Annotated in this window: 20 protein-coding genes; 15 read left to right on the top strand and 5 right to left on the bottom strand. The window is 29.7% G+C overall.

Annotated elements, in window-relative coordinates; translation table 11 throughout:
* Positions 1–78 precede the first annotated feature (78 nt).
* On the bottom strand, positions 79–948 hold the full coding sequence (locus tag Q0731_RS12350) for an acyl-CoA thioesterase II (RefSeq protein WP_299064549.1): 870 nt from the start codon (positions 946–948) through the stop codon (positions 79–81).
* Positions 938–2125, bottom strand: coding sequence for a GNAT family N-acetyltransferase (locus tag Q0731_RS12345; protein WP_299064547.1), 1188 nt, complete (start codon positions 2123–2125; stop codon positions 938–940). Before Q0731_RS12345 ends, Q0731_RS12350 begins: the two co-directional genes overlap by 11 nt.
* Before the next feature lie 271 nt (positions 2126–2396).
* Between Q0731_RS12345 and Q0731_RS12340 the strand changes: the two genes are divergently transcribed.
* From Q0731_RS12340 to trxA, 8 genes are all read left to right on the top strand, one after another.
* Complete coding sequence (locus tag Q0731_RS12340; protein ID WP_299064545.1) at positions 2397–2861, top strand: MarR family transcriptional regulator; 465 nt, start codon at positions 2397–2399, stop codon at positions 2859–2861.
* Between the two features lie 10 nt (positions 2862–2871).
* Entirely contained in the window at positions 2872–3987 is a 1116-nt protein-coding gene (locus Q0731_RS12335; RefSeq protein ID WP_299064544.1) for an HlyD family efflux transporter periplasmic adaptor subunit, read from the top strand.
* A 24-nt stretch (positions 3988–4011) separates the two neighbouring features.
* Positions 4012–7209: an efflux RND transporter permease subunit gene (locus Q0731_RS12330; protein ID WP_299064542.1), complete on the top strand. Its 3198-nt coding sequence runs from the start codon at positions 4012–4014 to the stop codon at positions 7207–7209.
* Positions 7199–8542, top strand: coding sequence for a TolC family protein (locus Q0731_RS12325; protein WP_299064540.1), 1344 nt, complete (start codon positions 7199–7201; stop codon positions 8540–8542). The genes Q0731_RS12330 and Q0731_RS12325 overlap by 11 nt, the downstream gene beginning before the upstream one ends.
* A gap of 68 nt (positions 8543–8610) precedes the next feature.
* The gene (locus tag Q0731_RS12320) at positions 8611–8742 is read left to right on the top strand and encodes a hypothetical protein (RefSeq protein ID WP_299064538.1); all 132 of its coding nucleotides are present in this window, start codon (positions 8611–8613) and stop codon (positions 8740–8742) included.
* A gap of 127 nt (positions 8743–8869) precedes the next feature.
* Positions 8870–9502, top strand: coding sequence for a Crp/Fnr family transcriptional regulator (locus Q0731_RS12315; RefSeq protein ID WP_299064536.1), 633 nt, complete (start codon positions 8870–8872; stop codon positions 9500–9502).
* A gap of 52 nt (positions 9503–9554) precedes the next feature.
* Positions 9555–10550, top strand: a complete 996-nt coding sequence (locus Q0731_RS12310; protein WP_299064534.1) for a DUF3365 domain-containing protein — start codon at positions 9555–9557, stop codon at positions 10548–10550.
* Positions 10551–10567: 17 nt separating this feature from the next.
* Positions 10568–10864 (top strand): thioredoxin, encoded by a 297-nt coding sequence (trxA, locus tag Q0731_RS12305; RefSeq protein ID WP_299064532.1) that lies wholly within the window; start codon positions 10568–10570, stop codon positions 10862–10864.
* 49 nt (positions 10865–10913) lie between these two features.
* Here trxA and nadB read toward each other — a convergent pair whose 3' ends face one another.
* From nadB to Q0731_RS12290, 3 genes are all read right to left on the bottom strand, one after another.
* Positions 10914–12503: an L-aspartate oxidase gene (gene nadB / locus Q0731_RS12300; protein WP_299064530.1), complete on the bottom strand. Its 1590-nt coding sequence runs from the start codon at positions 12501–12503 to the stop codon at positions 10914–10916.
* Between the two features lie 9 nt (positions 12504–12512).
* Positions 12513–13508, bottom strand: coding sequence for a quinolinate synthase NadA (nadA, locus tag Q0731_RS12295; RefSeq protein WP_299064528.1), 996 nt, complete (start codon positions 13506–13508; stop codon positions 12513–12515).
* 167 nt (positions 13509–13675) lie between these two features.
* A complete protein-coding gene (locus Q0731_RS12290; protein WP_299064526.1) occupies positions 13676–16417 on the bottom strand; it encodes a TonB-dependent receptor in 2742 nt (913 codons plus the stop codon).
* A gap of 165 nt (positions 16418–16582) precedes the next feature.
* On the opposite strand from Q0731_RS12290, the gene Q0731_RS12285 reads away from it, so the two are divergent.
* From Q0731_RS12285 to Q0731_RS12255, 7 genes are all read left to right on the top strand, one after another.
* Positions 16583–17164, top strand: a complete 582-nt coding sequence (locus tag Q0731_RS12285) for a methyltransferase domain-containing protein (protein ID WP_299064551.1) — start codon at positions 16583–16585, stop codon at positions 17162–17164.
* Between the two features lie 61 nt (positions 17165–17225).
* A complete protein-coding gene (locus tag Q0731_RS12280; RefSeq protein WP_299064524.1) occupies positions 17226–18572 on the top strand; it encodes a cytochrome ubiquinol oxidase subunit I in 1347 nt (448 codons plus the stop codon).
* 1 nt (position 18573) lies between these two features.
* Entirely contained in the window at positions 18574–19620 is a 1047-nt protein-coding gene (gene cydB / locus Q0731_RS12275; RefSeq protein ID WP_299064522.1) for a cytochrome d ubiquinol oxidase subunit II, read from the top strand.
* Positions 19621–19743: 123 nt separating this feature from the next.
* On the top strand, positions 19744–20400 hold the full coding sequence (locus Q0731_RS12270) for a DUF2202 domain-containing protein (protein ID WP_299064520.1): 657 nt from the start codon (positions 19744–19746) through the stop codon (positions 20398–20400).
* 125 nt (positions 20401–20525) lie between these two features.
* Positions 20526–21836, top strand: a complete 1311-nt coding sequence (locus tag Q0731_RS12265; protein WP_299064518.1) for a TolC family protein — start codon at positions 20526–20528, stop codon at positions 21834–21836.
* Between the two features lie 132 nt (positions 21837–21968).
* The gene (locus Q0731_RS12260) at positions 21969–23048 is read left to right on the top strand and encodes an efflux RND transporter periplasmic adaptor subunit (RefSeq protein WP_299064517.1); all 1080 of its coding nucleotides are present in this window, start codon (positions 21969–21971) and stop codon (positions 23046–23048) included.
* Positions 23049–23234: 186 nt separating this feature from the next.
* Positions 23235–26447 carry an efflux RND transporter permease subunit gene (locus tag Q0731_RS12255; protein ID WP_299064516.1) on the top strand — a complete coding sequence of 1071 codons (3213 nt, stop codon included), beginning with the start codon at positions 23235–23237 and terminating at the stop codon, positions 26445–26447.
* The last annotated feature ends 5 nt before the right edge of the window (positions 26448–26452 follow it).

Raw genomic sequence — 26452 nt, 5'->3', positions numbered from 1 at the left:
AATACTGAATACTGAATACTGAATACTGAATACTGAATACTGAATACTGAATACTGAATACTGAATACTGAATACTGCCTACTTTTTCTTCGGTCTCAACAATCCTTCTTGTGCAAAAGAAGCAATTAATTTGCCATCTCTTGTAAAAATATTTCCTTTTGATAAACCCCTTGCTCCAAAAGCATTAGGAGATTCTGCAGAAAAAAGCATCCAATCTTTAAAATCAAAATCTCTAAAAAACCACATCGAATGATCTAAACTAGCAGTTTGTGTATTTCCAAAATTGTGAGTACTCGCATTTGGATTAAAAGCTGCATTTAAAACATTATAATCAGAAATATAAGCAAGAATTTCTTGCTTTGTTCTAATATCTAATTTTTGATGATTATCGCCTTTTAAACGAAACCAAACTTGTTCATTTGGTGGTAAATCTTCTGGTTGTAAAGGATTAGGAATTCTAAGAGGTTTAAATTCAATAGGTCTTTCTATACTTAAAAAATATTTCATCGATTTTGGTAAAAAATCTCCAAATTGCTCTAAAATATCGTCCCAACTTAATAAATCTTCAGGTTGTTTTATACCAGTGTCTAATTTTGTTTGATGCTCAAAACCTTGCTCTTTTTGATGAAATGATGCTGCTAAAATAAAAATGGTTTTACCATGCTGACTTGCAGTTACTCTTCTGGTAGAAAAACTGCCTCCATCTCTCATTTCTGCTACATGATAATTTATAGGTGTTTCTAAATCTCCAGCTTCTAAAAAATAAGAATGCAAAGAATGTAAAAATCTATTTTTAGGAATGGTTCTGTATGCAGCATTAATAGATTGAGCAACCACTTGTCCTCCAAATACATTTGGACTTCCAATATTTACACTATATCCAGTAAAATTATGGTTTCCTTCATCTTTTAAATCTAAAAGAGCAATTAATTCATTACTATTTTTCATGCGAGTTTTTTAAATTTTTAAAGGGAAATTTTTGTTGAAATGGAGTAGGTTGTACCTTTTGTAAAAATAACTTTAAAATTTTGTTTTTAATGGTTCTTTTATGACGAAGATACATGGTTAATTCTTGAGGAATAGCACCAACAGAACTTTTTATTTCACTTGCTGTTCGTCCAAAATTAATGGTTTTTAATTTTTTATTGATGGCAATTTCAATATAATCATACAACATTCTTTGGTAAATGGCATATTCTCTATTTAATTGATAATCAATACCAACAAAATGTGCGTCTAAAGAGGTGTTATTTATAATTCCAGAGATAAAACCTACAATTTTATCATCTAACCAATATGTTTTTAAAATATAGTTTTCGCCAAATTTTTCTTTTAAATCTTTATAAGTTTCTAAGTTAAAATTGCCTAAATTAAAGCCTGCATTGGTAGCTACCTTTTTGTATAAACGTGTCATTTTTGGCAATTGATTCTCAATGTTTTCTGTAGTAACTTCTTTAATAACAATTTGTACACTTTGTTTAAAAGCTTTTTTTGCTTTTACTCTAAACTTAGTTTTCATTGCACTTAAATAATCATCAAAACTTAGCCAATTTTTTTGCAATTGAAGCTTCATATTTGGCTCAACAGAAAAAGGATTGTATTTGTGATTTTTTAATTCATCTGTGTTAAAAAGAGATTCTTTGGCAAAGTCTTTTATTAAAAAAGCATCAATTTGTTTTTTAAGGTTTTTATCATAATTTACAAAATGATTGATACTTTTTGCAAGTTCTTTTACAATTTCCTTTTTATCTTTACTTTCCTTTATAAAAACACCATGTTCTCCACTTACAAAAGTATTTCCACAAATTAAGAGTTTTAAAGGTTTCTTATCAGGAAAAATATGTAGTTTTCTACCAATAACTTTTAATAACTCAAAATCGTTTTTAATAGCATTTAAATAAAAATCAACAATTTTTATACTTGCAAAAGCAGTGGGTTTATTTTTTTTATCAACCAAAACAATATAATAAAACGATATTTCTGGGTGATTTTTTTCTAATGATTTTAAAAAATCTGGATGAAAATAACTGTTTTTTGTGCACCCTAAATCCTCCCAAATTTGGGAAGGAATTTCATCTATTGAAGAGAAAAAAAGTGCGGTGTTTGTATTAGAACAACAAATCAAATTTATTTAAAATGGTATTTTAAGTGGTGTAAATCTATTAAAATTCTTTCGTTTACAAAGTTCCGTTTTCTAAAGCAATAAAATGTTAATTTGTGTGTAAATTTCATTTTATTCTAATTTTTTCTTTTAGATGTTTAAAACAATCTAAACCAGTAAATATTGTAAAATCAACAAAAAATTAAAATAAATCGTTTTATAAAATTGTGATTTTTTTAAGACACTTCATTTAGTTGCATGTGCAACTAAATGAAATTTTAAGTACTTTTACATAGTGGAAAATGAAAAAACACATATCGATTTTGAAAACTCTATTGGTCCTTGGTTAGGCCAAACAGTTAAAATTGTTGATTACTTTATTCAAGAATCATTTGAACTCAATCATCTTGATTTGACAAAAGAACAAATGATTGTACTTAAAAAATTACACGATAAAGATGGGTTAAATCAAAATGAATTGGCTTTTTTAACACTTAGAAACAAATCTTCTTTAACACGTTTATTAACTAAGATGGAGGCTAAAAATTATATTTTTAGACAACAATGTAAAAAAGATAAACGGAGTAAAATTGTACATCTTACTTCTTTTGGAAAAGAAATATTTAAAAAAACAAAACCTGTTATTCAGCAATTAATAACAACTATGGAGCAAAATATATCCATAGAAGAAAAGCAACAAATGATTAAAATATTTAAAAAAATACAAACTAATTTCTGCTCAAAAGCAGCACATATTTAATAAAAAAATTATGAGAAAATTAATATTAGCCATTTTAGGTATTTTAGCAATACTAGGAGCCATTTATTTAGGGAATTATCTAGTTGATAAAAATCAAAAACCCAAACCTAAATTTAAAAAACAAGTAAAAATTGTTTTTGTAGAAAATGTAACCAATACCAATATTCCTATTATTTTATCTGCAAATGGAAACTTAATTGCTAAAAACAAAATTGAATTATTTTCTGAAGTTTCTGGTATTTTAAAACCGTCTAATAAATTATTTAAAGCTGGTACAACGTACAATAGAGGAGAAACTTTATTAAGCATAAATAGTGATGAATTTTATGCAAGTTTACAATCTCAGAAAAGTAATTTAAATAATTTAATTACAGCAATTCTACCAGATTTACGTTTAGATTATCCTTTGGCATTTTCTAAATGGGAAACCTATGTTAAAGGTTTTGATATGAGCAAATCAACTCCAAAATTACCTGAGTTTTCATCAGATAAAGAAAAGTATTTTATTTCTGGAAGAGGAATTTTAACGGCCTATTACAATGTTAAAAATTTAGAAGTCCGTTTGTCTAAATATATTTTAAGAGCTCCTTTTTCTGGTATTTTAACAGAAGCTTTGGTAAGTTCTGGTTCTTTGGTTAGAGTTGGTCAGAAATTAGGCGAATTTATAGATCCTAGTGTTTATGAAATGGAAGTTTCTATCAATGCAGAATTTGCAGATTTATTAAAAATAGGGAATGCTGTAGCTTTATCAAATTTAGAAAAAACTAAAAAGTATACAGGTAAAGTAGTGCGTGTAAATGGCAAAGTAGATCAGGTATCTCAAACCATAAAAGCCTTTTTAGAGGTAAAACATTCAGATTTAAAAGAAGGGTTGTTTTTAGAAGCAAATTTAGTAGCAAAATCAGAAACTGATGCCATTGAAATTCCAAGAAAATTATTGGTAGATAATACAGCTGTTTATACCGTTAAAAACGATAGTGTTTTAAGTTTAACAACTGTAAATCCTGTTTATTTTGATACAGAATCTGTTGTTATTAAAGGTTTGAAAAATAATGATAAAATTTTGAAGCAAACATTACCTGGTGCTTTTGATGGGATGATTGTGAAGATTGATAACAGCAAATAATTACTGAAATAAATTCATCATAAAATGAAAAAAAATATTACGTATTTTATTAAATATCCAGTTGCTGTAAATGTAATGATTATTGCATTTTTAATTTTTGGATCTGTGGGTGCTCTTAGCATGAAATCTTCTTTTTTTCCTTTAGTAGATTCAGAATTAATCAATATTTCTTTAACATATCCTGGAGCTTCACCTGCAGAAATGGAAGAAGGTGTTGTATTAAAAATTGAAGACAATTTAAAAGGAATTGTTGGTGTAGAAAGGGTAACTTCTGTTTCTAGAGAAAATAGTGCAACTGTAAATATTGAGGTTGAAAAAGGTAAAAATATTGATGTTGTTTTGTCTGATGTAAAAAATGCAGTAGATAGAGTGCCTTCTTTTCCTGTAGGCATGGAACCAGCAGTAATTGCCAAAGTAGAAAATAGTAGACCAACTATAAGTTTTACAATAAGTGGAGAAAATGTTTCCCTAAAATCTATCAAACAATATGCTAGAAATGTAGAGAATGATATTAGAGGTATAGAAGGAATTTCTCAAGTAGCACTTTCTGGTTTTCCTGATGAAGAAATAGAAATAGCGGTTAGAGAAAACGATTTAAGAGCTTATAATTTAACGTTTACAGAAGTATCAAATGCTGTAAAAAATTCTAATATTTTAATTACTGGAGGTAATGTAAAAACAATTGAAGAAGATTATTTAATAAGAGCAAGTAACAGATCTTATTATGGTACAGAACTTCTAAACTTAATTGTTAGAACAGAAACAAACGGAACTATTATTCGCTTAAAAGATATTGCTGAGGTTAGAGATGCTTGGTCAGAAACTCCAGACAGACTTTATTATAATGGAAATTTAGCTATCAATGTAACTGTTAGTAATACAAATAATGAAGATTTGATTTCTTCGGCTGATAAAATTAAAGACTACATCCATCAATTTAATCAAGAAAACCAAAATGTTCAATTAAATGTTTCTAGCGATTCTTCTATCACTTTAAACGGACGAACAAAATTGTTAATTGAAAATGGTATTGTAGGTATTCTATTAGTATTATTCTTTTTAGCCTTATTTTTAAATTTACGTTTGGCTATTTGGGTAGCTTTTGGTTTGCCAATTGCATTTTTTGGCATGTTTATTTTTGCAGCACAATTTGATGTAACCATCAATGTATTGTCCCTTTTTGGGATGATCATTGTGATTGGTATTTTAGTAGATGATGGAATTGTAATTGGCGAAAATATTTACCATCATTATTACGATTTAGGAAAATCTAAAATTCAAGCTGCAATAGATGGAACCCTAGAAGTTATTCCACCAATTGTTTCTGCAATTTTAACAACTATTATCGCTTTTTCAACCTTCTTTTTTGTGGATGGTAGAATAGGTAGTTTCTTTGGTGAAGTTGCCACAATTGTACTACTAACTTTAAGTGTTTCTTTAATTGAAGCCTTAATTATTTTACCTGCACATATTGCCCACTCTAAAGCTTTAGAGAGAAAAAGATTAGAAAATGGAAACCTAAAAAAAACCAATGCAATTGATACTTTTTTTAATAAAGTAAATGCTGGTGCAGACAAAGTTCTATCAAAATTTAGAGATGGGTATTATATACCATTTTTAAAATTTTGTTTACAAAACAAAGTATTTGCTTTAGCAATACCTGTAGCATTGGTTATTATTAGTGTTTTAAGTTTAAAAGCAGGCATTATTAAAAGTGCCTTTTTTCCAAGAATTGCTAGTGATAAAATTCAAATTTCATTGACAATGCCTCAAGGTACAAATGAGCAAATTACAGATTCTATTATATCATCCGTAGAAGAAAAAGTTTGGTTGGTAAATAAGGAATACTCAAAGAAACAATCTGGAGATCTGGAAGTTGTAGAAAATATTATAAAACGTGTGGGTCCAGGAAGTGCAAATGCAACTTTAACAGTAAATTTATTACCTGGTGAAGCAAGAGATTTTTCATCGCCAGAAATTACAAACACAATTAGTGATAAAGTAGGCAAGGTTTATGGTGTAGAAAGTTTAGTTTTTGGATCTGGAGGTAATTTTGGTGGAAGCCCTGTTGCAGTTTCTCTATTAGGTAATAATATTGATGAATTAAAAGCCGCTAAAGCGGATTTAAAACTAGAGTTAGAAAATAATCCGCTTTTAAAAGATGTTGCAGATAATGATCCTGCAGGAATTAAAGAAATACAAATTACACTTAAAGACAATGCCTATTTATTAGGGTTAAATTTACAAGCTATTATGGCACAAGTGCGTGCTGGTTTCTTTGGGTTACAAGCACAACGTTTTCAACGTGGACAAGATGAAATTAAAGTTTGGGTGCGTTATGATAGAAAAGACAGGTCTTCTATAAACGATTTAGATGATATGAGAATTGTAACACCAACAGGAAATAGAATTCCGTTTTCTGAAATTGCAAACTACACAATTCAAAGAGGAGACATTGCCATCAATCACTTAAAAGGACAAAGAGAAATACAAATTACAGCAGATTTAAAAGATTTGCAAGCAAGTGCTACAGAAATTTTAGAGGATATTAAAACCAGAGTAATGCCTCAAATTACCTCTAAATATCCTTCTGTAAGTCCTTTGTATGAAGGGCAAAATAGAGAAGCCAAAAAAACAACAGATTCTGTGGGTGTTGTTGGACCAATTATTTTATTGCTGATTTATATTGTAATTGCATTTACATTTCGTTCTTACAGTCAACCCATTTTATTAATTATTATGATTCCTTTTAGCATGATTGGTGTTATTTGGGGGCATTATTTTCATAGTTTTCCTATCGGAATTTTATCATTTTTAGGCATTATTGCCTTAATAGGTATTATGGTAAATGATGGTTTGGTATTGATAGGTAAATTCAACAGTTATTTAAAAGAAGGGATAAAATATGATGAAGCTTTAATTAAAGCAGGTCAATCTCGTTTTAGAGCTATCTTTTTAACTTCTCTAACAACAATTGCTGGTTTAGCACCACTTTTGTTAGAAAAAAGCAGACAAGCACAATTTTTAATTCCGATGGCAATTTCAATTTCTTACGGAATTGCAATTGCAACTGTTTTAACATTAATTATGTTGCCTTTGTTACTATCAGTTTCTAATTCGATAAAAGTGATGATTAAGTGGTTAAAAACAGGAGAACAAATAACCAAAGAAGAAGTAGAAAGAGCTATTATAGAATCTAAATTTGATGCAGATGAAATTTAATAAGACAAGTATTTTAATTGTGATGTTTTTAATTTCTTTGGATGGCATATCGCAAGAAATTTTAACAAAGAAAGAAGCTTTAGAAATCACTTTAGAAAACAACTTCGGAATTAAAATTGCCAATAATAATTTAGAAGTGGCAAAAAACAACGCGAGTGTTTATAATACTGGTTTTTTACCAACAGTTTCAGCAACTTCTGGGGCAAATTATAGTAGAAATAATCAAAGTCTTACTTTTACTGATAGAGAAACTGGTAATGATGCAGAAATATCAGGAAATGGTGTTGTTTCAAAAACATACAATACATCTTTAGGTTTAAATTATGTTGTTTTTGATGGTTTAGGTAGAAAGTATAATTATCAACAATTAAAAGAGACATATAATCTATCTCAATTACAAGCCAAAGAAACTATTGAAAACACCTATTTACAATTGTTTACAGTGTATTTTGAAATAGCAAGGTTTGCTGAAAATACACATAATTTAAATGAAGCTTTAACAATTTCTAAACGAAGATTGCAACGTGCAAAATATCAATATGAATATGGACAGGCAACTAAATTAGAATTTTTAAATGCACAAGTAGATGTTAATAATGATAGTATTGCATTTATCAGTTCCAAACAATTATTTAACAATGCAAAAAGGGGTTTAAATGTAATTTTAGGTGCTAAAGAACATATAAATTATACAGTAGAAACTGCTGTTAAGTATACTAAATTATTGAATTATGATGATTTAAAAACGAAGACTTTAAAAAACAATTCACTTTTAAAACAAAACGAAAGTAACATTGCTATTAGTGAATTCAACATCAAAATAAACAAAGCTAACTTTTTACCAGCTTTAGGTTTTAATGCTTCTTATGGATTTAATAGAACAGAAAACGAAAATTTAATCAACCCTTTTGGTGCAAAATTAATTATTTCTGATGGTCTAAATGCAGGCCTTAATTTAACATGGAATATTTTTGATGGTGGAAGCAACAAAACAAGAGTTGCAAATGCTAAAATTGGCTTAGAAAACCAACAAATAGCTTTAGAACAACAAAAAGTAAATATCGAAAATAATTTAAAGAATACTTGGGAGAATTATAAAAACCAATTGTTTATTTTAAAAGCACAAGAAACCAACGTTTTAACAACGCAAAATAATTTTGAGAGAACGCAAGAACGCTATAAATTAGGGCAAGTAACCTCTATAGAATTTAGGCAAGCACAAATTAATTTTATCAACTCAAAAACGGCTTTAAACAATGCTAAATTTGATGCTAAATTGATAGAATTACAACTCTTACAATTAAGTGGAGATATTTTAAATGTAAATTTTTAGAAAACTGATTTTTATCATAAATCAAAATAGGAAGAACCTTTATTTTTGAATTTCTAAACGATATAGATATGAATTTTTTAAACCTTCCTTTAGTTTCTTGGGTAAATGGTACTATTATGATTGGTATTTTTGTGTTAGTAGTTATTGGCTTAGTGACAGCTATTTTCTTATTAATGAAAACTGATAAAAAAGCAAAATAAAATTTCCCCCCTAAATGAATAAGAATAGCCTAGGATTTTCTAGGCTATTCTTGTTGAATTAAATTCTTATATCACTTTATGATTATCTTTAATTTTAGTATTTTTAAAATCTTATAATTTTAAGAAAATGGCAAGTACATTAAACGATAATTTTGGATATCTCTTTGAAAAGGAATTGATAACTGAAATAGATACTTTAGGGATTCCTAAAGATTTTAAAGAAAACACTACAATTATAGAAGTTGACGATTACATAAAATCGATGCCTTTGTTAATTTCTGGTGCTATTAAAATTCTTAGAGAAGATGAAAATGGAGACGAATTAGTTTTATACTATTTAGAAAAAGGAGATACTTGTGCTATGACACTTTCTTGTTGTATGGGACAAACAAAAAGTAAAATTAGAGCAGTAGCAGAAACAGACGTAGAATTGATTATGCTGCCAAAAGAAAAGATGGCAGAATGGTTAGGCAAATATAAAACTTGGCAAGCTTATATTTTACAAAGTTATCACGCTAGAGTAGACGAGCTTTTAGACGCTGTAGATACGATTGCTTTCTTAAAAATGGACGAACGTCTTTTTAAATACCTTAAAGACAAAGCAATGGTAACTCATAATGATATATTACATGTTACCCACAAACAAATATCTGAAGATTTACATACCTCTAGAGTTGTAGTTTCTAGATTGCTTAAAAAACTAGAGAATGAAGGTAAAATTAACCTCCATAGAAATAGTATTAAGGTGTTAGAACTGTAACATTAGTTACTGTATAAGAACTAAACTCATCTTACTTTTGTAAAAAAAAAAGATGAAACCAATTACATTATTACTTTTACTTGCATTTATCTTTAGCTGTAAAGATTCAAAAAGACCTTCGTATTCTAATAAGAAAAAAGAAAATACACCAGAAATTCAAACGCATTCTGGTAAAAAGTTACTAGAAACAAACTGTTATGTTTGTCATAATCCTACCACAACTGAAGAAAGTAGAATTGCACCTCCTATGATTGCTATTAAAAAGCGTTATTTAAAAGGAAGTACAACAAAAGAGAATTTTGTAAATGAGATACAAGCTTTTATTAAAAATCCCACCAAAGAAAATGCTAAAATGTATGGTGCTGTAAAACGTTTTGGTGTAATGCCAAAACAAGCTTTTCCAGAGGAAACGATTCAGCAAATTGCAGATTATATGTTTGAGTTTGATATTGAAAAACCAGAATGGTTTGAAGAGCATTACAAAGAACAACATGGAAATGGCAGAGGTAATGGAAATGGAATGAGAAAAGGAAAACCAGAACAAGGAAATAATTTTAAAGATTTACCTTATAGTGAAAGAGGATTAAAATATGCTTTATCTACAAAAGTAGTTTTAGGAAAAAATTTAATGGGTAAAATTCAAAAAGAAGGAACCTTAGCTGCATTAAAATTTTGTAATATAAAAGCATTTCCATTAACAGATAGTATGTCTGTTGTGCACAAAGCTGTGATAAAGAGAGTTTCAGACAAACCAAGAAATTCTAAAAACAAAGCAAATGCTTTAGAAAACGGATACATTACTATTTTTAAAGAAGATATAAAAGCAAATAAAGAATCAGAACCTATTGTTGTTTCATCTGCAGAAAATGTAAAAGTTTATTATCCTATTAAAACAAATAGTATGTGTTTGCAATGTCATGGTAAATCAAATTCAGATATTAAATCAAATACCTTAGCTCAAATTGATAAATTGTATCCAAAAGATTTGGCTACAGGTTATAGTGAAAATCAAGTGAGAGGAATTTGGAGTATTACTTTTAATAAATAATTATATATTTCTTAGGTATGAGCAATTTTTCGGAAATCATAAATAAAGATAAACCTGTTTTAGTAGACTTTTTTGCTGAATGGTGTGGTCCTTGTAAAACAATGAGTCCTATTTTAAAAGAGGTAAAAGATGCTTTGGGCAATAAGGTTTCTATTATTAAAATTGATGTTGATAAAAATCAATCTTTGGCAACAAAATATCAAGTTAGGGGAGTGCCAACTCTAATTTTATATAAAAAAGGAAAACAAGTTTGGAGGCAATCAGGTGCAGTGCCCAAAAAAGAATTAGTTACTATTATAAATAGTTTAGGTTAATTTTTGAAGTAGTTTAATTAAAAAGCATCTGATTTATTTTAGGTTTTTTTTATTTAGCAATACAATCTAAACTATAAAAACCACCACAATTTTGAGTTCTTTTTTTAGAAAACTGTGTAATTAAGTAAGCAGTTGTAATTAAGTTTCTTAATTCACATAAATCTACTGAAAGTTCAGAATGGTCGTATAAACGCTTGTTTTCTTCATAAAGTACGCTCAATTTTTTTTCTGCACGTCTTAAACGCTCGTTAGAACGTACAATACCTACATAATTTGTCATGATTGTTTTTACTTCATTTCTATCATGAGTAATTAAAACTTTTTCCATGTTTTTAACAACGCCACTATCATTCCAAGCAGGAATATCTTTAGGTAATTTTGCTTTATCGAACTTTTTAGAAACATTTAAAAAAGCTTTGTGAGCATATACCAAACCTTCTAATAAAGAGTTAGAGGCAAGTCTATTTCCACCATGCAAACCAGTTCTTGTCACTTCTCCACAAGCGTATAATTTTTTAATAGATGTTTTTGCTTTTTTGTTGACATTTACACCACCACAAATATAGTGAGACGCTGGTACCACAGGAATAAAATCTTTAGTTACATCAATATTAAGCGATGCACATTTTTCTGTAATGTTAGGAAAGTGCTCTTTAAATTTTTCCATATCAAGCTGTGTACAATCTAAATACACATGAGGTTTTCCACTCAATTTTAGCTCATTATCAATTGCTCTTGCAACAATATCTCTAGAAGCCAATTCTTCTCTTTCGTCATACTTATGCATAAAAGAATTGCCATTATAATCTTTTAATTTTGCACCAAAACCTCTAACAGCTTCAGAAATTAAAAATGCAGGATACTCTCCTGGGTTGTACAACGCTGTTGGATGAAACTGAATAAATTCCATTTCAGAAATTTCTGCTTTTGCTCTGTAAGCAATTCCTATTCCATCACCAGTTGCAATTGTTGGGTTTGTAGTGGTTTCATATACTTGCCCATTTCCACCAGAAGCTAAAAGTGTAAACTTACTTACAAAGGTTTTTACGATGGCATTTTTTTCATCGATTACATAAGCACCAAAACAAGATATTTTATCCTTTCTTTTGGTTCTTTTTTGTTTAACTTGGTGTTCTGTAATTAAATCAATTACAAAATGATGCGTTAAAAAATCGATATTTGGCAATGCATTAACTTGTGCTAATAAAGCACGTTCTATTTCTGCACCAGTAATATCTGTGTGATGTAAAATTCTGTTTTGAGAATGACCACCTTCTCTTCCTAAATCGTAATAACCATTTTTATCTTCGTCAAATTTTGTGCCCCACTCAATAAGTTCATCAAGTCTTTTAGGAGCATCTTCAATGACCATTTTTACAACATCTACGTCACACAAACCATCACCTGCAATTATGGTATCATTTATATGTTGCTCAAAACTATCTACATTTTTATCATAAACAGTAGCAATACCTCCTTGTGCATATTTTGTGTTAGACTCACTTTGCTCATCTTTAGTTACAATAGTAATTTTTGCGTTTGTAAACTTAGTGGCGGTTTTTAAGGCAAAAGTTAACCCTGAAATTCCAGAACCAATAACTAAAAAATCTGTAGAAATTATTTTTTTATTCGGTAACATTTTAAAGTGTTATTTAGAAAGTTCTAACATTCTGTTGATAGGAATTATTGCTTTTTTACACAATTCAGCTTCTACCTCTATGTTTGGTAATTCGTGTTTTAAACATAGATACAGTTTTTTCATGGTGTTCATTTTCATGTAAGCACATTCACTACAAGCACAGGTATTGTCTTCTTTTGCTGGTGCAGGTATAATTATTTTATCAGGATTTTCTTGTAACATTTGAAATAAAATTCCTGCTTCTGTAGCTACAATAAACTTTTTCTTTGTACTGTTTTTAACATGATTTAAAAGCCCTGAGGTAGAGCCAATATATTTAGCAACCTTTAACATGTGAGCCTCAGATTCTGGATGTGCAATTAATTCTGCATCTGGATGCTCTTTGTATAAATCGATCAATTTTTCCATAGAAAAAGCCTCATGTACCATACAAGCTCCATCCCAAAGTAACATTTCTCTACCTGTTTCTTTGTTTAAATAATCGCCTAAATTTCTATCAGGAGCAAAAATTATGGGTTGCTCTAAAGGAATGGAATCAATAATTTTTCTAGCATTAGATGAGGTACAAACATAATCGCTTAACGCTTTAATCTCTGCAGAGCAGTTAATATAAGTTACCACCAAATGATCTGGATGTTGCTTTTTAAAAGCAGCAAAACTTTCTGGCGGACAAGAATCTGCTAAAGAACAACCTGCTAACAAATCTGGTAAAAGTACTTTTTTGGTTGGGTTTAATATTTTTGCAGTTTCAGCCATAAAATGTACACCTGCAAAAACAATAATATCAGCATCTGTTTTTGCAGCTTTTTGAGCCAAAGCTAAACTATCACCTACAAAATCTGCAATTTCTTGAATTTCATCAATTTGATAATAATGTGCTAAAATAACAGCGTTTTTCTGTTTTTTAAGCTTTAGAATTTCATCAACATAATTAATATTAGGCGTTTCAATATCTAAAAATCCTTTTTCATTAATATTTTTTTTTGCTAATTCTAAAGTATTCATAAAAAGTGTTTATTTTAAACTATAATGCAAATATAGCGTCATTTTTTTTGGCAGGAAAATCATTTAAGTTTTTACAATTTATTTATAATTATTTTAAGCAAAGAATTTAATATTTGTTAGCTATTTAAAATAATGTATTAAAAATGTTTATTAGATTTAGTTTAGGATTAACGATATCTTCTTCTTCTACGAGAGGGTTCAAACTTTTTACCTGCACTACCCAAACTATTAAATTTCCAACTAAAGGCAAGCATTGCATATTGGTTTAATACAGTACTAGATGAATCTTGAATAAAATCTTCTGAAGCAGTTCTTCTTGCATTGGTGTTTTGGTTTAATAGGTCAAAAACTCTTAAGCTAATAGCACCATTATCTTTTAAAATAGCATAACGTAAAGAGGTGTTCCAAAACCATGCACTTTTTTGAAAACCATCTGCAATATTTGGGTTGTAGTTATATCTTACATCATTTCTCCATTCAAATTTCTTTGGTAAAAAGGTTGCTGTAGCAATATTAATATCATGACTCACAAAGTCTCTATCTTCAAATTGCTCAATATCATATCTGTTATTGTTATACGAAATTGAATATTCTGGTCTCATCTGTAGCACTTTGTCCCAGTTAAAATCAAAGCCAATTCTTGGAGATATATTTGTGGTTTTGCTAGAGTATTTTATGCCATTGTTAAAGTTGATGTTTTTATTATGTGTTCCAAAAAGAGAAAGTTCTGTTTTTAAGCTTCCAAAATCTTCCCATTTTTTAGAAGAACTATAACTACCACCAACTCTAATGTTATAAAAACCATTTACATTTGCATAGCTTGTTTCTCTAATTAAAGTATTGGTATTAATAATTGTATTAGATACCACTCTGTCATTTGTAAAAGATAGGTTTGCAAAAGACCAAAAACCAGTTCTTTTTTGCCAATTAAAGTTAGAAAATCCAAAACGTAAGCTATGTGTTTTAGAGGGGGTTAAAGTAGGGTTTCCTGTAACAATATTAAGTGGGTTAGATTCATCTCTAAAAGGTTGTAATTGAGATAAATTTGGAGTGTTGTTTCTAAAATTATATCGAAGTCTAAAGCGTTTACTTTTGCTTGGTCTGTAACGCATACTTGCACCATATTCTAGGTTATTAAACGTTCTTTGCAAATTTGTTTCTGGTCTTAAATAGTCTTTGTTTTCTAAGGATCTGTTAATGTGTGCTATTTCTGCAGAAGCAGACCATTTATCGTTTCTAAATTCGAGTTCTGCACTTGGTCTTTTTGTTTTGTCTAAATATTCAAAATCGGTACTTAATAAATCACTAAAATCTGTAAAATCATTTGTAGTTTCATCAAAATTAAAGGTACTACGTTTTGTTTCTGTTTTTGTATTGCCATATTCATAAGCAACATCAACAAATAATTTATTTGCTAAAAGTGGATAACGATACGTTACTTCACTACCAATTTGCTCTTGATTAGAACTTCCATCAGAATATTGGTTTCTAATAATTTGATTTGGATTATCTCCAAAAATAGTAGCTTCAGATTTTACAAAATCTTCAGTTTCACTTTGGTTTAAATTTGCAGTAATTTCTGCCCTAATAAAAGCACCTTTATTGCCCAGTTTTTTGGTAATATTTATTTCATTATCAAATCGATTTCTTTGAGAATCTGCAATAGAATTTATGTTAGAAGTATTGGTAAGTGTTTTACTATTGTTTAAACTGTTAGATGTGCTATTGTAAGTATTTCTATTTACATCTCTGTTAAAATCACTCTCTATGTCAATTCTAAAAGTACTGTCTATTTCTATTTCAAAATCGATGCTTGCATCATGGCTATCACTTTCGTTAAAAGTATCGCTTTCAGAATTTCTGGTAAAGCTGTCACCATTTGCTAAAAAAGTTTCTCTATTTCTTGTTGATTTATTTTCTGATTCACTGTTTTTGTAAAAATAATCTCCAGAGAATTCAAATATTTTTTTAAAAGTATTGATGTAATTTACCCCATAATTATTCGAAGTTACAATACCTTGTCCGCCACCAAAACTTCTATTATTTCCACCAAATTGATTTCTTTGGTTTCCAAAGCTAAACCCAGGAGCATTAATATTATTACCTCCAGCAAGCAAACCAATTCTTTCACTTTGTTGAAAACGTGTACCTAAACCAGCATATTCATAACGATCATTAGAGCCTTTTCCTGCTGCAACTTTGCCAAAATAACCTTTGTTATTTTCTTTTTTAATAGTTAAGTTAATGGTTTTGTTTTCTCCATCAGAATCTTCGCCAGAAAAAGCTTGGGCATTGGTTTTTGTATCTGTAATTTGTATTTTTTCAATAATTTCTTTAGTTAAATTTCTGGTAGTTATAGTAGGATCGTTGCCAAAAAAAGGTTTTCCGTTTACTAAAATTTTATTCACTGGTTTACCATTAACAGTAATAGCTCCCTCTAAGTCAACTTCAACACCTGGTAGTTTTTTAAGTAAATCCTCAACATTAGCATCTGCTTTTGTTTTAAAAGATTTTACGTTAAACTCTACCGTATCTTTTTTAATAATAATAGGAGCAGAAGTTTTAATGATAATTTCATCTAAATTATTCTCAGTTTTTAAGAATAAAGTACCTGTGTTTTGGTTTTTAACAGTAATAGTTTTAGTGTATGCTTTAAAACCGATAAAAGAAACGACTAGTTTTATTTTAGTATCTAATGTTTTGCCTTTAATTTCAAAGTTTCCTTTAGCGTCAGAAATTGTGTAAGAAATGATACTGCTATCTTTCAATCTCTCTAAATGTACTGTTGCAGCTTCTAGTATTTCTTTATCATCTGCAGATTTAATGTTGCCCGTAATATTAAAATCTTGCGTTTGAGTGTATATAGATGATGTTAAAAAAAAGCTAATAAGTACTAATATCTTTTGCATTTTGTTATGGTTACTTTGATTTATGGACAAATTAACCTAACAAAGGTTTAATTAATTAATGGAACAAAATTGTTTTTAACTAAATTTTAAGATAATGGTAAGGCACAATTTTAATGTACTAAATTTATTAAAATGTACTTTTGGTATGAAGAAATGCGAAGTATAATGGAGCTAAATGATTTTTTTTGGGAAAATAAATACAAAACAAATAAAATTGGCTGGGATTTAGGCGAAGTTTCTCCGCCTTTAAAAGCTTATTTTGATCAATTAAAAAATAAAGATACAAAAATTTTAATTCCTGGAGGAGGCAATTCTTATGAAGCAGAATATCTTTTTAAAAATGGCTTTAAAAACGTTTTTGTGGTTGATATTTCTAAAATTCCTTTAGAAAATTTAAAAAAGCGAGTTCCAAGTTTTCCTGAAAATCAATTAATACATGCTAATTTTTTTGATTTACATGTTTCTTTTGATTTAGTCATTGAACAAACTTTTTTCTGTGCCATAAATCCAGATTTAAGACCAAAATATGCATCAAAAATAAATGAGTTGTTAAATAATAATGGCAAATTAGTTGGTTTGCTTTTTGATGCAAAACTTAACGAAGATCATCCACCTTTTGGTGGAAATAAAGCTGAATATCTAGAATATTTTCAACCTTATTTTAAAAATATTCAAATGGAATCTTGTTACAATTCTTTTCACAATAGAAAAGGTATAGAGCTATTTGTTAAAATTACCAATATGTAATATTTGTTACCAATAGATTAAATCTAAGATTTTACCTTTACAAAACTTAAATATTTCTATTATGGATACCGAAATTTTAGCACGAATTCAGTTTGCCTTTACCATTGCCTTTCATTATATCTATCCGCCTTTAAGTATTGGTATTGGCTTAATTATGGTAATTATGGAAGGTTTATATTTAAAAACTGGAAATAAACACTATGAAGTATTAACCCGTTTTTGGTTAAAAATATTTGCCATTACTTTTGGTATTGGTGTTGCCACAGGTATTATTATGGAGTTTGAATTTGGGACCAATTGGGCTGTTTATTCTAGATATGTTGGCGATATTTTTGGGAGTGCTTTGGCTGCAGAAGGTCTTTTTGCATTTGGTTTAGAAAGTACATTTTTGGGTATTTTAATTTTTGGATGGAACAGGGTTTCTCCAAAAGTACATTTTATCTCTACAATTGGTGTTTTTTTAGGTTCTATGTTTTCTGCAGTTTGGATTGTGGTAGCCAATAGTTGGCAGCAAACTCCTGCTGGTTATCATATTGTAGGCGAAGGAGTAAATGCAAGAGCAGAGGTTACCGATTTTTGGGCTATGGTTTTTAATCCATCAAGTGTAGACAGAATTATACATGTTTGGCAAGGTGCATTTTTAGCGGGAGCATTTTTAGTATTAAGTGTTCATGCCTATTATCTTTTAAAAGGACGATATATTACAATTTCTAAAAAAGCATTTAAAATTGCTTTAGCTGTAGCAACTATATTTTCTTTAACGCAATTGCTTTCAGGTCATAGTTCTGCAGATGGAGTTGCCAAAAATCAACCTGCAAAATTAGCTGCTATGGAGGGGCATTATGAGAAATCTGCGCCTGCAGATTTGTACTTGTTTGGTTGGGTTGATAACGAAAGTCAAGAAGTTACAGGTTTGGCTTTACCAGGTGGATTATCTTTTTTAGTACATCAAGATTTTGAGGAACCAATAACAGGCTTAAACGCATTCCCTGAAGAGGACAGACCCAATCAAGTAAATGCTGTTTTCCAGTTTTATCATATCATGATTTCTATTGGAATGTTCTTAATCGCTTTAACAGTATCTGCTAGTTTTTTATGGTGGAAAGGAAAGTTATTTGACAAAAAATGGTTGTTACAGATTTTTGCTTTCTCAGTTATTTTACCACAAATAGCTAATCAAGTAGGTTGGTTTGCAGCAGAAATGGGCAGACAACCTTGGATTGTTTATGGGCATTTAAGAACCGATGAAGGTTTTTCGCAAGAAGTGTCATCAAATCAAATTCTTTTTTCATTGATATTATTTTTAGTTGTTTACACCATATTATTTCTGTTGTTTATCTATTCTTTAAACAAGAAGATAATAAGCGGCCCTTATGATGAAGTTAAAAATGATTTAAAAATTATATAAGATGGTAGAGTTAGAAACGTTTTTAGGGATAGATTATCCAACACTTTGGTATTTGGTTGTGGGTTTATTATTTTCAGGATATGCCATTTTAGAAGGTTTTGATTATGGTGCAGGTGCATGGCATTTGTTCTTTAAAAAAGATTTAAGCAGACGAATTGCTATTAATGCCATAGGTCCACTTTGGGATGCTAATCAAGTTTGGTTAATTATTGGTGGTGGAGCTTTGTTTGCTGGTTTTCCAGTAATGTATGCAACTATGTTATCTGCAATGTATATTCCGTTTATGCTATTTTTAGTATTGTTGGTTTTAAGATCATCTGCCATAAAGTTTAGAAGCGCAGAAAAAATGACTTGGTGGCGTAAAACTTGGGATATCATTTATTTTATTTCCAATACTTTAATTGCCTTTTTGTTAGGCGTTGTTTTAGGAAACGTCTTACAGGGTTTTGAACTTGGTGAAAATTTTAGCTATAAAGGTGGAATATTTTTTGCGTTTTTAAGTCCGTATGCAATTATGGTTGGTTTCACAACTTTGTCAATTTTTATGACACAAGGAGCTATCTTTTTATTATTGAAAACAGAAGGCCGTTTATACGCAAGATTAACGTTTTTACTAAAAAAAGGGATGCTATTTTTTATCGTTAGTTTTGCTGTAACCTCTTTATATACACTTGTTTTTTTACCAGGTGTTACTGATAAATTTAAAGAATATCCAGTATTTTTTATTTTACCAATTTTGGCTTTTTTAGCAGTAGCAAATGTGCCAAGGTTGGTTTCTAAGAAAAAATATGCAAATGCTTTGGTTTTTTCTTCTTTAACTATGGCTTTTTTATTAATGTTAGTTGCGTTTCAATTGTATCCTGTTTTATTACCATCTACAATAGATCCTAAATTTAGTGTTAACATATACAATGCAGCTTCTTCACAAAAATCGTTAGGAATTATGCTAACAATTGTTGTAATTGGTGCACCACTTTTAGCGGGTTACTTTTTATTTTTGTACAAAACCTTTCATGGTAAGGTAAAGTTAGATGATACTAGTTATTAAAATATATATTTTTCAAAAAACTCTAAAAGCACCTTTAAGGTGCTTTTTTTGTGTAACCTAAGTTACTAATAACTTCTTTTTTTCATAATATCTTTATACAAAGAATTTTAAATTTTAGAAATTATGAAAACAGCAATCAAAAAAACAGTAAACCTTTTTCTAGTGATAACTTTTGCCATACTAATATATGGGTGTTCAGAAGATTCTAGTGATACGCTAGAAATGTTTAACAATCAAGATGACATTGTAAATTTAGATGATAATGCAACTATTTTACTAGAAGATTCTGAAGCATTATTGTTTATGTTAGAAGAAGAAAAATTAGCAAGAGACACCTATGAATATTTAGACAAAACTTGGGGTTTAAATCAGTTTGCAAACATTAAAAAAAGTGAACAAACGCATATAGATGCCATTGAAAACTTATTAAAACAACATAAGATTTCCTATACTATTTTACCAGAAGGCATTTTTAGCAATCAAGAATTACAAAACCATTATGATAGCTTTGTAATAGATGGTGCTAAAAGTGCTGTAGAAGCTTTAAAAATTGGTGCAACCATAGAAGATTTAGATATCAAAGATTTAGAAAGCTACGTTTCTCTTACAGAAAATAATACTTTAATAAATGTATATCAAAATTTAATATGTGGCTCAAGAAATCACTTAAGAAGTTTTATAAAAGGTTTAGATAAAAAAGGAGGCACATACACACCACAATTTATAACCCAAGATGCCTTTGATGCCATTATAAATGGTAGTAACGAACAATGTAATTAGTTTTAATTTTTAAGTTGGTTAAAAAGCACTTAAGTCTTTATGATTTAGGTGCTTTTTCTTTGGTAACTAATGTTACTAAAAAAAGGTTTTATTCACTTTAGTTTTGCATTGTTAAAATATAACAGATGAAAAAAATAATGAAGAGCGTACTTATAATTGGGTTATTGCTTTCTCAACAATTACCTGCACAAGAGATAATTTCGATTGATAAATCTGAAGTTTTGTCTAAAATTTCTGAAAATAATTTATCCTTAAAAATTTCTAAAGAAGATTTTAATGTTGCTAAAGCAGATTATAAACAAACAAATGCAGTTTTTTTACCAAACATTACTGCAAGTCATACAGGTATTTCTACCACAAATCCACTAATGGCTTTTGGGTCTAAATTAAATCAAGGAATTTTAACGCAAAACGATTTTAATCCTTCTTTGTTAAATGATCCAACAACTACTCAGAATTTTGCAACGATTATTAAAGTAGAACAACCATTAATAAATTTAGATGGCTTTTATCAACGTAAAGCAGCAAAATCTAAAATGGAAGCCACGTCTTTAAAAACAGCAAGAACACAAGATTATTTGGTGTTCGAAGTAGAAAAAGCATATATGCAATTGCAATTAGCGTATCAAGGAGTAGCTGTTTTAGAAAAAGCTTTAGAAACCTCAAATGCAAATAAACTTATGGCAGACAATAGTTTTAAACAAGGTTTTTTACAACGAGCTGATGTTTTAAATGTTGAAATTCATGTTACAGAAGTTAAAAATCAGTTACAAACTGCAAAAAGCAATGTGCAAAATGCATCTAATTATTTGTCTTTTTTAATGGATGATAAAAGTGATGTTGTTTACAAACCAACAGAAAATTTATCGGTTACAGGTTTAAATGTTGATGATAAAAATATTTCTGAAAACAGAGCAGATATCAAAGCAATGGAATTGGCTTTAAAAGGTTTTGAAGCAATGAATAAAGCAGATAAAATGGCTTTTTTACCACGTTTAAATGCATTTGGAAGTTATGAAATGTACGATAACAAAGTTTTTCAAGGTAATGCAAATGGTTATATCATTGGGGCACAATTAAGTTGGGATATTTTTCAAGGTTCTAAACGTTTTGGAAAAGCACAAAAAAGTAAAGCAGAATTCGAAAAATCGAAATTAGCATACAATCAATATGTATCTAAAAGTAATTTAGAATTGAATAAAGTAAAACGCCAATTAGTTGATGCTAAAAACAGTTTAGAATTAACAAAATTAGCAGTTGAGCAATCTGAAGAATCTTTAAGAATAAGAAAAAATAGATTTAAAGAAGGTTTAGAAAAAACAGCCGATTTATTAATGGCAGAAACACAGTTTGCACAAAAGCAATTAGAATATTATCAAACCATTTATCAATATAATTATACAAAAACCTATTTAAACTTTCTGACAAAAAAATAGAAAAAGTTGACAGTAATAAGTGCCAGTTTTCAATTAGAAACTAAAAAATAATAAATAAAATAAACACGAATCCTTAACACAACAGTTCCCTTTTCCTTTAGAAATAGTTAGGGATTGGAAAAATCAAAACAAATGAAAAAATACATACACATCATAGCATTTTTTACAGCATCAATATTTTTAACGAGTTGTGGCAGTGAAGAAAAAAAAGTAGCATTAGACAATACACCTGCAATTAGTGTAAAAGTTAACAAAGTTGCTGTAAATGATAACAGTCCGTTTTTGTCTGTTAGTGGAAAAATACAAGCTGCAAATAGTGCAGATTTAAGTACAAGAATGATGGGCTTTGTAAAAAAAGTTCATGTAAATGTTGGTGATAAAGTTAGAAAAGGTCAGTTGTTAGTTTCTATTAATAATACAGATTTACAGGCAAAAAGAGCGCAAGTAAATGCTGGAATTACAAAAGCGAATACTGCTTTTACAAATGCTGAAAAAAATTACAATCGATTTAAAAACCTAATGGCAAGTAATAGTATTTCTCAAAAAGAAATGGATGATATGACTGCCAATTACCAAATGGCAAAAGCAGGTTTGGAAGCTGCAAATCAAATGAAGAATGAGATTAATGCTCAGTTTACATATTCTAATATTACTGCTCCTTTTTCTGGTATAATTACCAGTAAAAATATAGAAAATGGAGATATGGCAAATCCTGGAATACCTTTAATTAGTTTAGAAACTCCAGGCAATTTTGAAGTAATTGCAATGGTGCCAGAAACAGAAATTTCGCAAATTAAAAAGGGTGTTTCTGTTGATGTTTTGGTAAAATCTTTAGATAAAACGATAAAAGGAACAGTTACTGAAGTTAGTACTTCTGCTAAAAATACTGGAGGTCAATTTTTGGTTAAAATTGCTATAGATAAAACAGATATCAATGTTTTATCAGGAATGTTTTCTACAGTTCAGTTTCCTGTTGATAAAAAAAATGAATCGGAAATGGTTTTAATTTCTGTGGATGCCATTGTTAAAAATGGACAATTATCTGGAATTTATTCAGTAAGTCAGACCAATACAGCATTATTACGTTGGTTGCGTTTAGGAAAAACGTTTGGAGATAAAGTTGAAGTTTTATCGGGTTTAAATGCTGATGAAGCTTACATCGTTTCTGCAGAAGGGAAGTTGTTTAATGGAGCAAAAGTTAATGTTCAGTAGGCAGTTTTCAGTGGTCAGTTTACAGTCTCAATTGGCAGTGATAGTTGTATTATAAATAACAAATTTAGTTAAGAATAAGAATGTTCGCGTTAAGGATAGTAGTGGAAATCCTTTTTTTGCTGCCATATATGGCAAAAAAAGATTGAAACGGATAGCCTGTTAAAACGCCCAAAAAATATATATAAAATGAAAGAAGGTTTAGCTGGAAAAATTGCAAAAGTCTTTATTGGATCTAAATTAACCATATTGCTAATGATCGTTTTTATGGTTGTTGGTGTGTATGCGTCGTTTTTAATTCCTAGAGAAGAAGAACCACAAATTGATGTGCCAATGGCAGATATTTTTGTAGGTTATCCTGGTGCAAGTCCTACAGAAGTAGAAAATAGAGTGGTAAAACCTTTAGAGAAATTAATTTCGAATATTAAAGGTGTAGAGTATGTATATGCTACTGCAATGAGCGAAAAAGCAATGGTAATTGTGCAGTTTTATGTGGGCGAAGATATTGAGCGTTCGTTTGTAAAATTATATAACGAAATTAACAAACACATGGATCAAATGCCTGCAGGCGTTACGTTTCCGTTAGTTAAAACACGTGCAATTGATGATGTACCCATGTTGGGTTTAACCTTGTGGAGCGAAAACTACAATGATTACCAATTAAGCCAAATGGCACAAGAATTAGAAACTGAAATTAAGAAAGTAAATGATGTTTCGATTACGCATAAAATAGGAGGAAGAAACCGTCAGTTAAGAGTGGTTTTAGATAAAGCTAAATTAGCTTCTAGTGGATTGGATTTCTTGTCGGTTTCTGAAATGATAAAAGCCAATAACACGCAATTAAGTTCTGGTAGTTTTGATAAAAATGACACCGAGTTTTTAGTAAAAACAGGGAAGTTTTTAGCGTCTGTTACAGATGTAGAAAATTTAGTAGTTGGTGTGCAACAAAATCAACCCATTTATTTAAAACAAATAGCCACTATTGTTGATGGACCAGAAATTCCACATAATTATGTGTCTTTAGGTTTTGGAAAAGCAAGTGAAAAGTCTGCAGATTACAAATCTGAATATCCTGCAGTAACAATTTCTGTAGCCAAAAGAAAAGGAGCAGATGCCATGAAAATTGCAGAAGTTATTTTAGACAAAGTAAATCATTTAAGAACCACTTTAATTCCTGATGATGTGCATGTAGAAGTGACCAGAAATTATGGTGAAACAGCTTCTCATAAAGTGTCAGAATTATTACTACACCTTATTGGTTCTATCATTGCTGTAACATTGGTTGTTATGTTGGCAATGGGTTGGAGAGGTGGTTTAGTCGTATTTTTATCTGTTCCAATTACGTTTGCATTAACGTTGTTGAGTTATTACATGTTAGATTATACACTTAACAGAATTACACTTTTTGCGTTGGTTTTTGTAACAGGTATTGTGGTAGATGATTCTATAATTATTGCAGAAAATATGCACCGACATTTTAAGATGAAACGCTTGCCTTTTAAACAAGCTGCTTTGTATGCCATAAACGAAGTTGGAAACCCAACCATTTTAGCAACATTTACAGTAATTGCGTCTGTTTTACCAATGGCATTTGTATCTGGATTGATGGGGCCTTATATGGCACCAATGCCAATTGGAGCATCAATTGCAATGATTTTATCATTATTTGTTGCCTTAACAATTACACCATATTTAGGCTATATTTTCTTAAAAGAAAAAGATAAAAATACTTCGACAAGCTCAGTATCCAAAGAAGAAAAAGTTGAAAAACCTTTAGAAGAAACGTTTATTTATAGAGTTTATAATAAATTAGAAAGACCATTATTAGAAAATGGAACAAAAAGGTGGTTGTTTTTAGGCGGAACATTTATTGTTTTAATGGCAACAATGTTGTTGTTTTTTACCAATTCTGTCGCTGTAAAAATGTTACCTTTTGATAATAAAAACGAGTTTCAAGTTGTAATTGATATGCCAGAAGGCACCACTTTAGAAAGAACAGGAGTTGTAACACAAGAAATTGCACAATATTTAGCTACAAGACCAGAAGTTGTGAATTATCAAAATTATGTAGGTACTTCTGCACCTATTACATTTAACGGTTTGGTGCGTCATTACGATTTACGTGGAGGCTCTAATATGGCAGATATTCAAGTGAATTTGGTTGATAAAGGAGAACGTAAAATTCAAAGTCACGGAATTGCAAAATTATTGAGACCAGAAATACAGAAAATTGCTAAAAAATACAATGCAAATGTAAAGTTGGTAGAAGTTCCTCCAGGACCTCCAGTTTTATCTACCATAGTTGCAGAAGTTTATGGACCTGATTATAAAGAGCAAATAAGAATTGCAAACGATGTTCAAAATATTCTAAATAATACAGCTGATGTTGTTGATGTTGATTTTATGGTGGAAGCAGATCAAACAGAATATCAGTTTGAAATAAATAAAGAAAAAGCAATGTTGTATGGAGTTGCTCCACAGCAAATTGCCTACACAATGAATATGGCTTTGTCTAACAGACCAATAACCACTTTATATGATGAAAATGCAGTAAACCAAGTTGGTTTGGTTTTGAGTTTAGAGGAAAGCGAAAAGTCTACGATTTCTGATATTTCTCAACTAAAAGTAACATCGAAACAAGGAACTATGATGCCTATTGCAGATTTGGTTGAAATTAAAGAAACCATTGCTGCTAAAAGTATCTTCAGAAAAAACCAAAAACGTGGGGTTTATGTATTGGCAGATATGGCTGGAGAATTAGAAAGTCCTGCGTATGCAATTTTAGGAATGGAAGAAAAACTGAATTCAATTGTACTTCCTGAAGGATATAAATTAAACGAAATGTATTTAGGGCAGCCAGATTTTGAAGACGATTATACCGTAAAATGGGATGGAGAATGGCAAATTACTTTAGAGGTTTTTAGAGATTTAGGAATCGCGTTTTTAGGTGCATTAATTCTGATTTATATTTTAATTGTAGGTTGGTTTCAAAATTTTAAAGCACCAATTGTAATGATGGTTGCAGTACCCTTATCTTTAATAGGGATTATTTTAGGGCATTGGTTGATGGGTGCGTTTTTTACAGCAACTTCTTTTATAGGGATGATTGCTTTGGCAGGAATTATGGTAAGAAATTCGGTTTTATTGATTGATTTTATCAACTTAAGAACAGGTGAAGGAATACCTTTAAAACAAGCGTGTATTGAAGCTGGAGCAGTAAGAACAACGCCCATTTTATTAACTGCAGGAACAGTTGTTATTGGAGCATTTGTTATTCTGTTTGATCCAATTTTTCAAGGATTGGCAATATCATTTATGGGAGGTACAATTGTTTCTACAGTTTTAACTCTTTTGGTTGTGCCTTTGGTGTATTATATGATAGAAAAGAAAAATTATAAATAAAACTT

Source organism: uncultured Polaribacter sp. (assembly GCF_947497695.1).
Lineage (GTDB): Bacteria > Bacteroidota > Bacteroidia > Flavobacteriales > Flavobacteriaceae > Polaribacter.
Note: the sequence above shows the minus strand (reverse complement) of the source record. Positions and strands in the feature narration are given on the sequence as shown.

Excerpts from the sequence above, each read along its gene's own strand:
- cydB (WP_299064522.1), top strand. The coding sequence starts at position 18,574 with ATGGTAGAGTTAGAAACGTTTTTAGGGATAGATTATCCAACACTTTGG.
- Q0731_RS12350 (WP_299064549.1), bottom strand. The coding sequence starts at position 948 with ATGAAAAATAGTAATGAATTAATTGCTCTTTTAGATTTAAAAGATGAA.
- Q0731_RS12310 (WP_299064534.1), top strand. The coding sequence starts at position 9,555 with ATGAAACCAATTACATTATTACTTTTACTTGCATTTATCTTTAGCTGT.
- nadA (WP_299064528.1), bottom strand. The coding sequence starts at position 13,508 with ATGAATACTTTAGAATTAGCAAAAAAAAATATTAATGAAAAAGGATTT.
- Q0731_RS12315 (WP_299064536.1), top strand. The coding sequence starts at position 8,870 with ATGGCAAGTACATTAAACGATAATTTTGGATATCTCTTTGAAAAGGAA.
- Q0731_RS12330 (WP_299064542.1), top strand. The coding sequence starts at position 4,012 with ATGAAAAAAAATATTACGTATTTTATTAAATATCCAGTTGCTGTAAAT.
- Q0731_RS12290 (WP_299064526.1), bottom strand. The coding sequence starts at position 16,417 with ATGCAAAAGATATTAGTACTTATTAGCTTTTTTTTAACATCATCTATA.
- Q0731_RS12335 (WP_299064544.1), top strand. The coding sequence starts at position 2,872 with ATGAGAAAATTAATATTAGCCATTTTAGGTATTTTAGCAATACTAGGA.
- Q0731_RS12285 (WP_299064551.1), top strand. The coding sequence starts at position 16,583 with ATGGAGCTAAATGATTTTTTTTGGGAAAATAAATACAAAACAAATAAA.
- trxA (WP_299064532.1), top strand. The coding sequence starts at position 10,568 with ATGAGCAATTTTTCGGAAATCATAAATAAAGATAAACCTGTTTTAGTA.
- Q0731_RS12260 (WP_299064517.1), top strand. The coding sequence starts at position 21,969 with ATGAAAAAATACATACACATCATAGCATTTTTTACAGCATCAATATTT.
- Q0731_RS12265 (WP_299064518.1), top strand. The coding sequence starts at position 20,526 with ATGAAAAAAATAATGAAGAGCGTACTTATAATTGGGTTATTGCTTTCT.
- nadB (WP_299064530.1), bottom strand. The coding sequence starts at position 12,503 with ATGTTACCGAATAAAAAAATAATTTCTACAGATTTTTTAGTTATTGGT.
- Q0731_RS12325 (WP_299064540.1), top strand. The coding sequence starts at position 7,199 with ATGAAATTTAATAAGACAAGTATTTTAATTGTGATGTTTTTAATTTCT.
- Q0731_RS12270 (WP_299064520.1), top strand. The coding sequence starts at position 19,744 with ATGAAAACAGCAATCAAAAAAACAGTAAACCTTTTTCTAGTGATAACT.
- Q0731_RS12280 (WP_299064524.1), top strand. The coding sequence starts at position 17,226 with ATGGATACCGAAATTTTAGCACGAATTCAGTTTGCCTTTACCATTGCC.
- Q0731_RS12255 (WP_299064516.1), top strand. The coding sequence starts at position 23,235 with ATGAAAGAAGGTTTAGCTGGAAAAATTGCAAAAGTCTTTATTGGATCT.
- Q0731_RS12320 (WP_299064538.1), top strand. The coding sequence starts at position 8,611 with ATGAATTTTTTAAACCTTCCTTTAGTTTCTTGGGTAAATGGTACTATT.